The following is a 14437-nucleotide window of genomic DNA, read 5'->3' on the forward strand; positions in this document are numbered from 1 at the left end:
CGGCAGCGCGCCGGTGTCGCTCCCCCGCCGTCCGGGGGCGTGCCCCGGTCACGGCTGCTCTCGCGGGCGCCCCGCCGAGGCCTGGTGGGTGTCCGCGCCGGAGCTGACGTGCCGCCGGGTGTCCCGGGGGCCGTGCCAGTCCAGGCACATCACGGTGGCATCGTCTTCGAGCCGGCCCTCGGCCGCGTCCCGGACCGCGGAGGTCAGCGTCAGCGCCGCCTCCCGCGGGTGCAGGTCGCGGGTGCGCTCCAGCAGGGCGAGCAGGTCGACCTTCTCCCCGTGCCGTTCGAGCATGCCGTCGGTCATCATCAGCAGACGGTCACCGGGGCGCAGGTCGAGGTCCTGCACCCGGTAGGGGTGGGGCACGGACACGGGCAGCCCGAAGGGGTGGTCCACCTCGCAGGTGATCGCCTCCGCCCGTCCCGCGCGCATGCGCAGGGGCCAGGGGTGGCCGGCGTTGACGAGCCGGGCCCGGCCGGTGTGCAGGTCGACGCGGAGCAGTTGCCCGGTGGCGTGACCGCCGCCGTGGCCGGCCAGGGCCCGGTCGGCGCGCTCGGCCTGCTCGGCCAGGCCGGCGCCCGCGCGGCGGGCGCCGCGCAGGGCCCCTACCAGCACCGTGGCGGCCAGGGCGGCGTCGATGTCGTGGCCCATGGGGTCGGTCACCGACAGGTGCAGGGTGTCGCGCTCCACCGCGTAGTCGAAGGTGTCCCCGCTGAGGTCTTCGGAGGGTTCCAGGTGCCCGCACAGGGTGAACTGCGCGGCCTCGCAGGACAGGGACGGGGGCAGCAGCTGGTACTGGATCTCGGCTGCCAGGGTGGGGGGCCGGGAGCGTTTGCCCCAGGTGTAGAGGTCGGTGAAGCGGCCGTTGGCGATCACGACGTAGGAGAAGACGTGGGCGACGTCCCCGATCGCCCGGAGGACGTCCTCGCCGGGGCCTGCGGGCAGGAACATCTCCAGCAGCCCGATGGCGTCGCCACGGTTGGTGATCGGCACGATCACCCGCCATCCCCGGCCGGTCGCCTCCTGGTACATCCGCTGGGTGCGGATCACCTCCTCGTAGACGCTGCCGAACAGTCCGATCCGCTCCGCTTCCCGGCCGCCCTCCACACCCGGCGCGGTGGAGAGCCGCGCCACCGCCTTTCCCGTGAGGTCCACGATGAGGAACGACACCTGGCGGGCCCCGAAACACCGCCCGAGGTCGTCCGCGATCACGTCGATGGCGTCCACGGGCGCCGCCCGCTCCGCTGCGGTCAGCAGCCGGGTCAGTCCACTCTGCCCACCGCTCACGAGCACGGCCCCTTTCAGCGGCCCCCTCTACAGCTTGGGAACCTCCGAGTCGGGCGTCAATCGGTGCGTGGTCACGAGGAGTGAAGACGGTCACCGCGCGTGGTCGTGCCGGGCCCGGGTTTCCCCTGGTGCGGCCTTGGATCATGGTCTAGATTCGTGGCCATGACTACCGGGACGGCGTCGCGCCACACACGGATCGGTGACCCGGTGCTCCGCTGAGCACCGCACGGGCCGGGACAGGCCCGCGCCCCGGGGACGGGAAGCGGACCGGGGCGGGCCCGCTTCCCACGCCCGGGTCCCGCGCCGCCGCACGGGCTCCGCCTCCGTCGTGTCGATCACAGGCCGAACACCTCGATCACGACACGACAGGAGAGACATGCCCGCCAAGACCCTGCGGATTCCCACCCCCGACGGCCACGCCGACGCTTTCGCCGCCTTCCCCGACGGAGGCGGACGGCACCCGGGGGTGCTGCTGTACACCGACGCCTTCGGTGTGCGGCCCGTGCTGGAGGCAATGGCCCGGCAACTGGCCGCGCACGGCTACTACGTACTGGTCCCCAACTTCTACTACCGGCACGGCCCGGCACCGGTCGTCGCGCTTCCCGAACACATCGGGGAAGACGTCCGGCCCGAAGTCGTCGCCCGGCTGATGCCCCTGCTGGAGACGCACACCACCGGACAGATGCTGCGCGACGCCGACGCCTACCTCGGGTTCCTCACCGCGCAGCCCGAGGTCGGCGCGGGACCGGTCGCCGTGACCGGCTATTGCATCGGCGCCCTCTTCGCGATGCGCACGGCGGCGGCCCACCCCGGCCGGGTGGCCGCCGTCGCCGGGTTCCACCCCGGCTTCGTGGTCACCGACACACCCGACAGCATGCACCGGCTCATCCCACAGCTCACCGCAGAGGTCCATCTCGGCCTCGCCGAGGGCGACTTGTCACCCGAGGTCGTCAGCGAGCTGTACCAGGCCCTGGACGCCGCCGGCGCCGGCCACACCACCGAGATCTACCCGGGCACCGTCCACGGTTTCACGATGTCCGACACCGACGCGTTCAGCGCTGCCGGTTTCGAGCGCCACTGGAACCGCCTCCTCGGCCTCCTCGACCGAGCCCTGCCCCACGCCTGACCCGACGAGACCGCCACCGGACATCACCCTGCGCGGTGTGACGGCGGCCCCGATTGGGCGCCGGTGCCGGCGGACGGGCCGGCACCCTTCGCGGCGGGGCCCGGCGCGGAGGCACGTTTGGTGGTGTCCCGCCGGGTGACGGCCTCGGCCACCTCCTCGATCGCGGTGCGCAGAAGGGCGCCGTACGTGTCCTCGGGGAGGTGGCGGACGCCCGCTCCGGCCGCTGCTATGTGCTCGGTGGCGGCGGTGAACGACCCGAGCCTGCGGTAGGTGTCGGCGAGGTTGAGGTGCAGGGACGGGTAGAAGCCGGCGAGTCGCAGGCCGGTGTGGTGTTCCCGGAGGCGCTGCTCGGTCAGGGCGTCGGCGGCGTCCAGGGCGCGGATGTCCCAGGCCAGGGCCTGGGCGAGGTCGTCGTAGAGGTCGGCCAGGTGATGGGCGAGGGTGCAGCGGTGCAGCGGGTCGCCGGTGACTCCGATCGCGGACCACAGGTCCAGCAGGGTGCGGCGGGCGGCGGCGGTGTCGCCGGTCCGTCCTTCGGCGAGGGCCCGGCCGATGGCGTCCATGATCGGGTCGGAGCCGGCGGGTGCGGTGGTCATGGCGGTGGTCCTTGTCGCTCAGGCGGAGGGGGCGGGGCGGACGGGCATGGCCACCGTGGTGAGGTCGCCGCGGTCGGCGGAGCGGATCGTCACGGGCCGGTCGGCGCCCCGCAGATCGAGCAGTACGTCGGGGCCGATCGCGGTGCTGACGGCCGGATAGAGCGTGGTCAGCTCGAAGGAGACGCACAGGGCGCGGGTACGGCCCGTGACGGTGGCCGGCACGAGGGCGGTGGGAGCCGCGTCGCCCGGTGACGGGAGCTCAATGCCGTCGCGGGTCACGCGCAGGGTGATCCGTTCCCCGGCGTGTTCTTCGAGCGCGCGCAGGAACAGGTCTTTCGAGACCGACACCCGGGTGTCGGCCTCGGGCAGCGACGCGAGCATCAGCCGGTGGTCGGGAAACTCCTGCGGCAGCAGCCGGCAGTGGTGGTCTTCCCCGCCCGCGGTGCGCAGCCACAGCCCGTGCGGCCCCGCTTCGACGCGCACCAGCGCGCTACGGCGGATCTCGGGCATCGCGGCCCGCAGTTCGTCACCGTCGACCGTGGCGGCCCACGCGGTGGCCGCCGGTTCGGTCGGGACCAGGGTGCGTGTCGCGAGCCGGTAGCGGTTGGTCGCGGTCAGGGTCACCGCTTCCAGGGCCGCCTCGACGCGCAGACCCCCGAGGACCGGCATCCCCGGCTCACGTGCGGTCGCGGTCATGACCTGTTCGATGGCGTCGGCCAGCACGGGCCCCTTCAGCGCGGCGACCGGCACCCTGGGCAGGCCGCCGAGCGAGGACGTGAGCGAGGCCGCTCTCCGCCGCACCGCCGCCGCGTCCCCGACGACCTTCGCGACGTGCTCGTCGATCAGCCGGGCCGCCTCGACGGGACCGGCGTCGAGGACCGTCTCCACGGTGCTGAGCGGCATGGCGAGCTCACGGAGCCGGCGCAGCTCGGTCGCGCGTGCCACCTGGGCGGCACTGTAGTGGCGGTAGCCCGTGACGGGGTCGACCTCGGTCGGGGGCAGCAGCCCGCAGTCGGCGTAGAAGCGCAGCGCGCTGGAGGTCAGACCGGTATGGCGGGCGAAGAGCCCGATCGGCATCAGCTCGGAGTTCGGCATCCCGGCATCATGGGGCTTCGACCGGCTCGAAGGTCAAAGCGGTTCGGTGCGGTGCCGCCCCTGTCCCGGTCGGGGCGGCTCGCCGGGTGGGGGGCGGGCGGCTGGGTCGGGCGTGGCGGTCAGTGTTCGGGGGTTTCGGCTGCCCGCCACCAGCCCGCCAGTTCGTCGATGACCGGCAGTGCGGAGTAGCCGCGCGGCGTCAGGCGGTAGCGCACCCGGGGTGCTGAACCGCCGACGTCGTGGACCGTGCGGTCGACCATGCGCAGGTGGAGCAGGCGTTGCAGGGCGCGGTCCAGGGGCTTGTTCTCCGCCATGCCCGCCGAGCGGGCCAGGTCGTTGTGGTAGCGCGGGCCCTCGGCGAGCTGGACCAGGATGGCCGACACCCACTTGCCCGACAGGATCCGCGCGGCCTCGTAGGCGTCCTCGAAGTGGCCCTGTTCCCCGGGCCGGGTGTGCGGGCCCGCGAGCGAGGCGGTTTTTCTTTCGTCCGGCGCTGTGTGTTCCGCGTGTTTCCGGTTCATGGAATCCGCTTCGGCGGCGGAATCGGGTAATCGCGCGGGGCGGGGCGCGCTCGCGGAATCCGGTGCCGTTGCGGTATTCCGTAATGCGGGCGGGCGTATTCCGGGCGCCGGATTCCGCGGGAACGGTGGTGCGGGGCGCGGGCCGGCCGGCCGCGGGCCGGCCTTCGGTGCCGGCAGCGCGCTCGTCCCGTCCGTCCTGCTCAGCCAAGACACAGAGTTCCCCTTCCTCGGGCGGTGACAGCAGGCCCGCAGCGTTCGTGCAGCACGCTGCGACGGGAAGATCGGGAATTGCCGTGGAGCATGGGACATCGGTGCTTCCGGTCCGATCACGGTAGACAACCGTGGGTCGACGGTCCAGTGTGGCGGCTGGGATCGACCGGAATCGGACGGTGGGCGCGTGTTCCGCCGCCCCGCCGTCCATTCCGGGAATTGCTCATCGTGCCCAGAACAGCGCGACCGACCCCACGACCGTCACCTCGTGCTCGGTGAAGACCTTGTCCAGGGCCTCCCGGAGGTCTTCCGGCCGGTCCCGCCGGTTGCTCATGATGCCGCGCCGGTTGGCCACGGCGAGCTGCCACCGCGCCGACCGGTTGTGCCGGACGCCCGCCCCGGGGATCGTCGCCCCGAACAGCGTGCCGCCCGGACACAGCACCCGCCGGGCGTGCTCGAACACCACGGCCTTGTCCGGAAGCGTTCCCGGCAGGCAGTGCAGCAGGTGGAGCATGCCGATGGAGTCCACGAGGCGGTCGGGCAGGCCCCACGGCCGCAGGACGTCGGCCCGGTGGACCCGCGGGGCGTAGCGGCGCAGGCGGTGCGAGGCGGCGGCGAGCGCATGGGGGTTGAGGTCCATCAGGGTGAGGTCCGGCACGGGCACGGGGAAGCGGCATTCGTCGAGCAGCACTCCGGTGGCGACGCCGATGTCCAGGTGGCGCCGTGAGACGTGCCGGTCGTACAGCGCGACGAGCCGGTCCTTGGGACAGCGCCAGGTGAGCGGGGAGTTCACGCCGTACACGAGGGTGTCGTAGGCGCGCAGGAAGGAGCGCGTGTACAGCGCCTGGCCCGCGTGGACGGAGGGATCGCGGGGTTCCGCCGGGGCGGGCACCTCAGCCGTGCTCCGGTCGCGGGGACAGCCGTACCAGGGGGATCTGCCGTGTGGTGCGGCGCTGGTACTCCTCGTAGCCCGGGAAGCGGCGGACGACGTGCCGCCACGCCGCGGCCCGTTCGTCCGCGTCCAGCACGCGCGCCCGTACCGGCCGCACCCGGTCGCCGAGGCGCAGCACCGCGTCCGGGTCTGCCAGCAGGTTCCGGTACCACCTGGGGTGGCCGGCCGAGCCGCGGTAGGAGGCGACGACGAGGACGTCGGGTCCGTCGGGGAAGGTGAACAGGGGCACGGAGTACGGCTGTCCGTCGCGGGGCCGCCGGGTGGTGAGGATGCCGACCTGGTTGCCGAGCATGCGCGTGCCCAGCCGGCCGCCGGTCCGTTCGTACAGGGCGGTGTGCGCGGCGTTGTTCGCCCGCTGCACGAACCGGCTCCACCGGGTCACGGCCCGTCCGGTCCCGCTCTGGCGCGGCGTCGTCGTCATGCCGGGGTTCCTCTGGTCGGCGGCGGGGGCGGGGGCGTACGGGCCCGGTGGCGCGGCAAAGCCGCCGGGGGCGCCCGTGTCCCGCTCGGGTGCGGGCGCCCCGGAGCCTCGCAGGCGTTCCGTCAGCAGTGTCGGTACGACCCAGAACGCGTGGACGAGGGCGAGGCGTTCGAGGCCCGCGCCCCGGGCGCGCAGCAGGGACAGGCCGCCGCCCAAACCGGTGGCGGCTCCCGTCACCGCCGCGTTGCCGGTCGGCAGGTGGGCGAGCCCGTACAGCACGGTGGTGACGGCGGCGGCCCGGCCGGCGCCGAGCCGTCGGGTGAGGCGGCCCTGCACCAGGCCCCGCCAGAAGAGTTCCTCGGCCGGGGCGACCACCAGCAGCAGGTGGGCGCACATCCGGACCGGGCCGGTGGTGGCGGTCAGCGCGCGCAGGGCCGTGGCGTCGGCCGCGAGCCGGGGCACGGCGCGCCGTGCCGGCGCGTCGACGAGGGCGCCGGCCAGGAACATGCCCGTGCCGATGCGGAAGGCCGTCGCGAGGTCGTCCTTGCCCATCGGCCGGTGCCGGGCGGCCGGTTCCACGACGGACGCGGCCAGTCCCAGCACGCCGTGCGTCAGCGCGAGGGTGCGCCAGTGCGCCTGCCCGGGCCCCCGGAACGCCAGGGCCAGCCCCGCGGCGCACAGCGGCACCCCGGCCACCGCCACCCGGGAGGCCGCGTCCCCGCGCCGTAGCAGGGCGGCGAGCCGCGCAACCCCGGCCCGCGGCGTCCCGCGTCCCGGGCCCGGTACCGCCGTCACGGGCCGGTCCTTCCGGGCACCGGGGTGTGCGCGGGCCGGGGCGCGGGAGCACGCATCGACGGGAACTGCTTGCGCACCCACGCGTTCCACACCCGGGCGGGCAGGACCCGGCTCAGCGGCAGCAGGACCTGCGCGTCGACGCCGACCCGGTAGCGCAGACGCGGCCGGCGGTCGGTGAGCGCGCGCAGCACCGCGGCGGCCGCGTCCTCCACGGAGGCGCCGCGCGGCAGCCGTCTGGCCATCTGCGCGGCCATCTCGGTCACCAGGTCGCCGTAGGGACCGGAGGTGTACTCCTTCAGCGCCGGGACGTTGTCGCCCCAGCGGGAGTTCACCGCGCCCGGCTGCACCAGGCTGACGTCGATGCCGAACCGGCGCACCTCCAGCGCGAGCCCCTCCATCGCGGCCTCCAGGGCGAACTTGCTGCCGTGGTAGGCGGCGCCGACCGGGAGCACGAGTTCGCCGGCCATGGAGCTGATGTTCACGATGCGGCCGTGCCCGCGCGCCCGCATCCCGGGCAGGACGAGCTGGGCGAGCGCCACCGGGCCGAAGACGTTGGTCCGGAACTGCCGTTCCCAGCGCTCCGGCGGGACCTCCTCGAAGGGGCCCAGTTCGCCGTAGCCGGCGTTGTTGACGAGCGCGTCGACACCGCCGTACGTCTCGTCGAGTTCCGCGACGACCCGGCGGCGCGCCGCGTCGTCCGTGACGTCCAGGGCGTGCACCACGCAGCCCGCGTCCTCCAGTTCCCGCAGGGTCCGCGGGTCGCGGGCCGTCGCGACGGTGGTGAAGCCCGCGCCGGCCGCCCGCCGGGCGACGGCCCGGCCGATGCCGGAGGAGCAGCCGGTGATCAGCACCACCGGCGGCACGCCCCACGCGCGCGTGGACTCGGACGGACCTCGTGTGTCCTTCACAGGACCACCCCCAGGGAGAAGTCGGCGCTGACTCCGGGACCGAACCCGGCGACGACGCCGCGCGCACCCGGCCGGGCCGCCGCGTCGTCCCAGAACCGCGCCAGCGCGTCGAAGATGAGGACGCTCGCGGTGTTGCCGTGCTCCGCGAGCGCCGCCCGGCTGAAGCGGTGCAGCGCCGGGTCGGTGTTCAGGAACCGGGTGAGGTCGTCCAGGATGCGGGGGCCGCCCGCGTGGGCGAGCACGAAGTCCAGTTCCCCGGTGCTCCAGCCCGCCTCCTCGACGAGTTTCGTGATCGCCGGGGTGACGTGGCGCATGGTGTGCCGCACCCGGCTGTCGAGCCGGAAGTGGAAGCCGGTGTCCCGGACGTCGTACGAGATCCACTCGGCGGTGTGCGAGAGGGTCTCGGAGGCGGACCGCTCGATCCGCAGGCCGGAGTCGGCCGTGCCGCGCACGACCGCCGCGGCGAAGCCGTCGCCGAAGAGGCCCGCCGAGAGCAGCGCGCCCACGTCGGTGTCGGTGGGCTGGTAGCACAGGGAGCACAGCTCGAACGCGACGATCAGGACGTTGCGGTCCGGGTGGGCCCGGCAGTAGCGGGCGGCCGCGCTGATCGCGCCGCTGCCGGCCGCGCAGCCGAGCTGGGCCAGCGGGATCTGGTCGAGGTGGGTGGAGAACCCCAGCTCGTTGATCATCCAGACGATCGGGGACGGCATGGTGAAGCCGGTGCACGAGACGAAGGTGACGGCGTCGATCCGGTCCCGGGAGACCTCCGCGTGCTCCAGTGCCTCGGTGACCAGCCCCGGCAGATGGGTGTGGACCGCCTCCCAGTACAGGCCGGTGCGCGCGGCCACCCCGGGGTGGCGGAGCGTCAGCTCCAGGGGCTGGAGGACGCGACGGGTGCGCACTCCGGTGTTCTCGATGAGGCGCAGCGCCGTGTCCAGCCGTGGATGCTCCGGATGCAGCCGGCGTGCCGCCTCCAGCGTGTCCTTCAGGGTGATCTCGTGCTCCGGGAACCGCACCGCGGGACGGCACAGGACGGACATGCGGTAACCACCTCGACCTCGGTCAGAGCGATGTGACGGACGGCGTCAGATCCACGCGGCCAGCGCGAGGAGGGCGAAGAACGAGGCCAGGAGCCGCGGCAGGTGCATCCACGACGGCATCGTGCCGCCCAGCCGGGACCGCGTCACCCCGGCCACCAGCCAGACCGCGTGGGGAAGGGTGAGCAGGGGCGCCGCGAAACGCGGCGAGCCGGACAGGTACGCGATGAGGGCGACGCAGGGATAGGGCGCGAGCACGAACACCGCGTACCACGCCTTGGCGGCGCGCGCCGACAGCGCGTGGGCGAGGGTCCGCTTCCCCGCTCGCAGATCCTCGGCGCTGTCGCGCAGGTCGTTGTGGAACATCGTCGCGGTGAAGAGGAATCCGGCCGCCGCGGCCGCCAGCACGCCCTCGGCGGGCAGCGCGTGCACGTTGACCCAGATCACGACCGCCACCACGTAGAAACCGTTGATGACGAAATCCATGACCTCGCCGAGTCCGCGGTGCCCGAGCGGGACGGGGCCGCCGGAATACACCAGCATGCCGAAGGAGAGCGGAAGGACCAGCAGCGACCACGGGTTCGTGGTGAAGAGGAGCCAGCCCAGCGCCACGATCCCCGTCACGAAGCACACCAGGCCGACCGCGCGCACCCGCTCCATGGACAGTCCCAGCGCCAGGGCACCGCCCCTGCGGGCCGTTTCCGGCACGTCCACGCCGCGTTTGTAGTCGTCGTAGTCGTTGAGCAGCCGCCGGGCGATGGACTCCGGTACGAACAGGGCCAGCGTCAGCAGCGCCCGTCCCGTCGAGAGCGGGCCCGTCTCGCGGGCCACGGCGAGCGCGAACGCCACCTGGAGCAGCACCACCACGGTCATCTGCAGGCCCATCGCCGATATCCAGGCCCGCACGGGTGCGGGCCGGCGCGCCGGCACGGGCGCGACGGACGGGAACGCGGATTTCTCCGACCGGAATTCCGGCATGCCAGATTCTCCCCCTGTACGGCGGACGGCCCCTGGAAAACGCATCCGTGCGACATGTCGGCGAGCGCGGGAAAAGCGGTGACGGCGGCGACCCTGCCGACTTCCGGACGCCCGTGCCGATTCAAGTTGCGCGCCGTGCCCACGTCCAGAGACACCCGTGTCCGGTGGGGACACCGGTGTCCCTGGGAACGCCCCGCACGGGGCTGCTAATATCCGCCGCTATCGTCCCGGAGAAACCGGAAAGCAGGCTGGGGAAAGCGGGTTCATGGACACGCGAAGTGGGCTTACGGACCAGGGGGATACGGCATGAGCGGCGAAAAGCGCGACGCGGTCCGTGCGCGGGAAACGCCGGGCCGGGACAATTCCGCACCGGAAAACACGGGACGGGAAAGGGCCTATCCGTTCACGCCGTGCGAGGCGCTCGGCATGCACCCGCTCTACGCGCACGTGCGGAAGAACGAGCCCGTGTGCCCGGTGCGCATGCCCTACGGCGACCCCGCCCTGCTCGTCACCCGCTACGAGGACGTCAAGTCGGTGTTCGCCGACCCGCGTTTCCGCCGCTCCGTGCCGGACGGCCTCGACCAGCCCCGGGTCACCCCCGACCTCGTGCCGCTCGGCCTGATGGACATGGACCCGCCCGACCACACCCGCATCCGCCGTCTGATCGCCGCCTCGTTCACCGCGCCGCGCGCCGAGCGGCTGCGCCCGGCGACGCGGCGGCTGGCCGATTCGCTGCTCGACGCGATGACCGCCGCCGGCCCGCCCGCCGACCTCGTCCGTGACTTCGCCGTGCCCCTGCCCATCGGCGTCATCTGCGACCTGCTCGGCGTCCCCTACGAGGACCGCCACCGGTTCCACCACTGGATCACGGAGGTCAACCGGCTCGCCGGCGGCGACGGCGGACAGGCACGGACCGACAGCATGGCCGAACTCCTCGCCTACATGGCCCACTTGGTCCAGCGCAGACGCGCCGAGCCCACCGACGACCTCATCGGCGAGCTGGTCATGGCCCGCGACGAGGGCGACCGGCTCTCCGAGGACGAACTGGTCTTCCTGTGCATGGTGCTGCTCATCGCCGGTTACGAGACGACCGCCAACGAGATCGCCGACTTCGCCTACGTCCTGTTCACCCACCCCGACCAGCTCGCGCTGCTCAAGGAGCGGCCCGCGCTGCTGCCCGGCGCCGTCGAGGAACTGCTCAGGTTCACCCCGCTGACCGTCTCGGCCGCCTACCCGCGCTACGCCACGGCCGAGGTGCGGCTCGGCGGCGGCACCATACCCGCCGGCTCGCCCGTACTGACCTCGACCAACGCGGCCAACCGCGACCCCGGCGTGTTCCCCGAGCCCGACCGTCTCGACCTCACCCGCCCCGCTCCCCGCCACCTGGCCTTCGGCCACGGTCCGCACCACTGCGCGGGCGCACCCCTGGCCCGTATGGAACTCCAGGTCGCGCTCGGCCGGTTGCTGGAGCGGCTGCCCGGCATGCGGCTCGCCTGCGCTCCCGACGCCGTGGAGTGGAAGACCGAACTGCTCTTCCGCGGACCGGAGCGCCTGCCCGTCGCCTGGTGAGGCTCCGTGGCGGCCTCCGACGGGCCTGCGCAGCCCGCCCCCGCCCACTCGCCGCTAGCCGGGCCCCACCAACCTCCGAAACCGTCCCCGCGGCCCGCACTCGGGCACGTGAGACCGCACGCGGCACCGCGCTCCACGACACCACCGCGCCCCACGACACCCTCCCGCGCCCGACGACAGGAAGGCCGCCCGCCTGTGGACGCCGCCACCCACCGCGCCAGCACCGACACTCCTCCGCCCGCCCACGAGCCGGACGCGGCCCGGGCGCGCCTGGACGCCGCTCTCGCCGCCGCCCGCGCCGCACTCGCCGACCAGCAGGACAAGGAGGGCGGCTGGACGGCGTCCACCACGGCCGACAGCACCTGGTACGCGGCCGTCGACATCCTCGTGCACCACCTCCTGGACGCCGTCGATCCGGTGCGGACCGCCGGGCAGCGCGCCTGGATCGCCGTACGGCAGAACGACGACGGAGGTTTCGCCCGCCACGCGGACGGGCCGTCCGACCTTTCCTGCACCGTGCTCGCCCACGCCGCGTTGCAGCTCGTGGGCCACACCGAGGACGGTGAACTCCTCGACCGGGCCGCGCGGTTCGTCCGGCGGCACGGGGGCATCGACGCCGCCGACGCGGAACCCGCCCGCTTCTGGCTGGCGTTCACCGGAGCGGTGCCCTGGGACAGGACCGTGCCGCTGCCTCCAGAACTGCTGCTCCTGCCCGCGTGGACCTCCGATGCCGGCCCCGGTCCCACGGCCCGCGCGGTCGCCGCCGCCGTCGGTGTCCTGGGCTCCGTCCGTCCCGTACGCGAACTCCGCGTCGACACAGCGCCGTTGACCGTCACGGACAGCACCCGTCCCGCCCTCCGCGCGGTCGCGGCCACCGCCGCGCTGCGCACCACCCATGTCCTGGCCCGCCGCTCCCCCGGCCCGCTGCGCCGCACGGCGCTGCGCGAGGCGGAGCACCTGCTGCTCGACGGGCAGCACGGCGAGGAGACAGGGGGCGGCGACCCGGTCGCCACGGCGGTCCGCGCGCTGGCCCTGTGGGCCCTGGGCCACGGCACCCGGCACCCCGCCGTCGGCGCCGCGCTGCGTCCGGCCGACGGGAACGGCGTCCACCGCGTCCCCGCGCGGTCCTCCACCGCCGAGGACACCGCCCTCGTTCTGCGCGCCCTGGCCGCGGCGGGTGACCGGGCCGGGTCCGATCCCGTGGTGGAGCGCGCGGTCGACCGGCTGCTGCCCCACCGGACCGACCGCACCACCGGAACCGGCACCGGCCCGGACAGCCCGGCGTACGCCCCGGACCTGAACGGCACTCCGGACCTGGACGGCACCGCGCTGGTCCTCACCGCGCTGGACCGGGTCGGTGCGCCGCGTTCGCGCGAGACGGACACCGTCGTCGCCGCGGGCGTCCGGCGGCTGCTGGCGCGGCAGGCCGCGCACGGCGGCCGGTCGGGACACGGCGTGCGCCGCCGCTTCCCGCCGGGCGGGCGGGCCCTGGCCGGGGCGGGCTTCCTCACACCTGCCTGGCCGGTGGTCACGGCGCACGTCGTGGAGGCGCTGTGCGCCGAGGGGTACGCGTGGCATCCGGTCGTACGCCGTGCCGTGCGGCTGCTGCTGGCGGACCAGGCGGTCGAGGGATTCTGGGAGGACCACCGCCACGGTCGACCGTACGCCACCACACAGGTGCTGCTCGCCCTGGACGCGGCGGGCGTGCGTGCCGGGCATCTCACCGTGGAGGGCGCCATGGAGTGGCTCTACCAGCGGCAGCACCTGGACGGCGGCTGGGCCGAGGAAGCCCCGGGCACCGCCGGACGGGCGGACGGGCGGGGCACGGTGGCGCAGACCGCCCGGTGTGTCGTCGCCGCGCACACCACGGGCGTCCTGGACACGCCGCGCGTCGACGCGGCCGTGGACTTCCTGCTGCGCCGCCAGGGCGAGGACGGCGGCTGGGCCACGCCGGCCGGGCGCCCGCCGGGCGGGACCCACCCGCCGGCCGACGTCCGCACGACCGCGTACGCACTCTGGGCGCTCGCCCTGCACGCCCGCCACACCGCGTCCGCACAGCGTACGAAGTCCGTACGCGAGGACGCACCGACGGACACCGGCGGGCCCGGGCAGCCCACCGCCGCACCGACGCGACAGGAGGGACGACGGTGACCAGCACCCCCGAGACCCGCGCGACCACGGCGGCTCCCGAGAGGCCCGAGCCCGCCGAGTACGACACCTGGTCGTCGCTGTGGTGGCAGCGCCGGGGCCCGCTCGCGATCCTGCACTGGGGCGCGCGGGCCCGCGCCGAGCACGTGCCCCCGGCGAGCCGTCCCGGCGCCCTGCTCCTCGACGTGGCCTGCGGCGGCGGGCTGCTCCACCCGCACATCAGGGACAAGGGCTACCGCCACGTCGGCGTGGACGTGTCCACCAAGAGTGCGGAGGTGGCCCTGCGGCACGGCGTCGACGAGGTGCTGATCCACGACATCCACGCCATCCCGCTGCCGGACGGCTGCGCGGACGTGGTGGTGGCCGGGTACTGCCTGGAGCACGTCGCGCGTCCCTTCGACGTGGTGGCCGAGTGCTGCCGCCTGCTCAAGCCGGGCGGCACCCTGGTAATGGACACCATCTCGGACACCTTCCTCGCGCGGCTGTCCGTGATCACGCTGGGCGAGGGGCTTCCGCTGACCTGGGCCGCGCCCAAGGGCACCCACGATCACCGCTTCTTCATCGCGCCGCACCGGCTGGCCGAGGCGTGCGCGGCGCACGGTGTCCCCGTCGACGTGTTCGGCGTCGTGCCCCACGTCCGCGATCTCGTCGCCTGGTCCCTGGGCCGCGGGTACGACGTGCGGATGCGCAGCGGGACCTTCACGAAGATCCTCTACGGGGTGGCCGGTGTGAAGCCGCCCGAGGGGGCCGCCCCGTAAAGCGCCGGCATTGGTATGGACATGTTCAAGTAGCCG

The 14437-nt window shown here is 74.1% G+C and carries 13 protein-coding genes; 4 read left to right on the forward strand and 9 right to left on the reverse strand.

From position 1 onward, the window contains the following. Positions 1-48: 48 nt before the first annotated feature. Complete coding sequence (locus tag ACZ4SV_RS28200) at positions 49-1287, reverse strand: PP2C family protein-serine/threonine phosphatase (RefSeq protein WP_397972258.1); 1239 nt, start codon at positions 1285-1287, stop codon at positions 49-51. A gap of 376 nt (positions 1288-1663) precedes the next feature. Here ACZ4SV_RS28200 and ACZ4SV_RS28205 point away from each other — a divergent pair, with 376 nt between their 5' ends. After that, positions 1664-2413 carry a dienelactone hydrolase family protein gene (locus tag ACZ4SV_RS28205; protein WP_468007450.1) on the forward strand — a complete coding sequence of 250 codons (750 nt, stop codon included), beginning with the start codon at positions 1664-1666 and terminating at the stop codon, positions 2411-2413. Positions 2414-2436: 23 nt separating this feature from the next. On the opposite strand, the gene ACZ4SV_RS28210 is transcribed toward ACZ4SV_RS28205, so the two are convergent. From ACZ4SV_RS28210 to ACZ4SV_RS28245, 8 genes are all read right to left on the reverse strand, one after another. After that, positions 2437-3009: a hypothetical protein gene (locus tag ACZ4SV_RS28210; RefSeq protein ID WP_468007452.1), complete on the reverse strand. Its 573-nt coding sequence runs from the start codon at positions 3007-3009 to the stop codon at positions 2437-2439. Between the two features lie 18 nt (positions 3010-3027). Continuing rightward, positions 3028-4104: a DNA polymerase III subunit beta family protein gene (locus tag ACZ4SV_RS28215; RefSeq protein WP_468007454.1), complete on the reverse strand. Its 1077-nt coding sequence runs from the start codon at positions 4102-4104 to the stop codon at positions 3028-3030. Positions 4105-4223: 119 nt separating this feature from the next. After that, positions 4224-4625, reverse strand: a complete 402-nt coding sequence (locus tag ACZ4SV_RS28220) for a winged helix-turn-helix transcriptional regulator (RefSeq protein WP_468007456.1) — start codon at positions 4623-4625, stop codon at positions 4224-4226. A gap of 433 nt (positions 4626-5058) precedes the next feature. Further along, positions 5059-5727, reverse strand: a complete 669-nt coding sequence (locus ACZ4SV_RS28225) for a class I SAM-dependent methyltransferase (protein WP_468007458.1) — start codon at positions 5725-5727, stop codon at positions 5059-5061. Between the two features lies 1 nt (position 5728). Next, positions 5729-7003 carry a nitroreductase/quinone reductase family protein gene (locus tag ACZ4SV_RS28230; RefSeq protein ID WP_468007460.1) on the reverse strand — a complete coding sequence of 425 codons (1275 nt, stop codon included), beginning with the start codon at positions 7001-7003 and terminating at the stop codon, positions 5729-5731. Then, positions 7000-7911 (reverse strand): SDR family NAD(P)-dependent oxidoreductase, encoded by a 912-nt coding sequence (locus ACZ4SV_RS28235; RefSeq protein ID WP_468007461.1) that lies wholly within the window; start codon positions 7909-7911, stop codon positions 7000-7002. Before ACZ4SV_RS28235 ends, ACZ4SV_RS28230 begins: the two co-directional genes overlap by 4 nt. Beyond that, positions 7908-8951, reverse strand: coding sequence for a type III polyketide synthase (locus tag ACZ4SV_RS28240; protein ID WP_365880424.1), 1044 nt, complete (start codon positions 8949-8951; stop codon positions 7908-7910). Before ACZ4SV_RS28240 ends, ACZ4SV_RS28235 begins: the two co-directional genes overlap by 4 nt. A gap of 45 nt (positions 8952-8996) precedes the next feature. Next, on the reverse strand, positions 8997-9926 hold the full coding sequence (locus ACZ4SV_RS28245; RefSeq protein WP_468007464.1) for a UbiA family prenyltransferase: 930 nt from the start codon (positions 9924-9926) through the stop codon (positions 8997-8999). A 426-nt stretch (positions 9927-10352) separates the two neighbouring features. On the opposite strand from ACZ4SV_RS28245, the gene ACZ4SV_RS28250 reads away from it, so the two are divergent. From ACZ4SV_RS28250 to ACZ4SV_RS28260, 3 genes are all read left to right on the forward strand, one after another. Next, a complete protein-coding gene (locus ACZ4SV_RS28250; RefSeq protein ID WP_468007466.1) occupies positions 10353-11495 on the forward strand; it encodes a cytochrome P450 in 1143 nt (380 codons plus the stop codon). Positions 11496-11690: 195 nt separating this feature from the next. After that, on the forward strand, positions 11691-13646 hold the full coding sequence (locus ACZ4SV_RS28255) for a prenyltransferase/squalene oxidase repeat-containing protein (RefSeq protein WP_468007468.1): 1956 nt from the start codon (positions 11691-11693) through the stop codon (positions 13644-13646). Beyond that, on the forward strand, positions 13643-14401 hold the full coding sequence (locus tag ACZ4SV_RS28260) for a methyltransferase domain-containing protein (RefSeq protein ID WP_468007470.1): 759 nt from the start codon (positions 13643-13645) through the stop codon (positions 14399-14401). Before ACZ4SV_RS28255 ends, ACZ4SV_RS28260 begins: the two co-directional genes overlap by 4 nt. The last annotated feature ends 36 nt before the right edge of the window (positions 14402-14437 follow it).

Source organism: Streptomyces sp. NPDC027672 (genome assembly GCF_055566335.1).

What these genes read in the sequence shown, in the direction of transcription:
- ACZ4SV_RS28205 (WP_468007450.1), top strand. Translation starts at nt 1,664, where the DNA reads ATGCCCGCCAAGACCCTGCGGATTCCCACCCCCGACGGCCACGCCGAC.
- ACZ4SV_RS28210 (WP_468007452.1), bottom strand. Translation starts at nt 3,009, where the DNA reads ATGACCACCGCACCCGCCGGCTCCGACCCGATCATGGACGCCATCGGC.
- ACZ4SV_RS28215 (WP_468007454.1), bottom strand. Translation starts at nt 4,104, where the DNA reads ATGCCGAACTCCGAGCTGATGCCGATCGGGCTCTTCGCCCGCCATACC.
- ACZ4SV_RS28220 (WP_468007456.1), bottom strand. Translation starts at nt 4,625, where the DNA reads ATGAACCGGAAACACGCGGAACACACAGCGCCGGACGAAAGAAAAACC.
- ACZ4SV_RS28240 (WP_365880424.1), bottom strand. Translation starts at nt 8,951, where the DNA reads ATGTCCGTCCTGTGCCGTCCCGCGGTGCGGTTCCCGGAGCACGAGATC.
- ACZ4SV_RS28245 (WP_468007464.1), bottom strand. Translation starts at nt 9,926, where the DNA reads ATGCCGGAATTCCGGTCGGAGAAATCCGCGTTCCCGTCCGTCGCGCCC.
- ACZ4SV_RS28250 (WP_468007466.1), top strand. Translation starts at nt 10,353, where the DNA reads ATGCACCCGCTCTACGCGCACGTGCGGAAGAACGAGCCCGTGTGCCCG.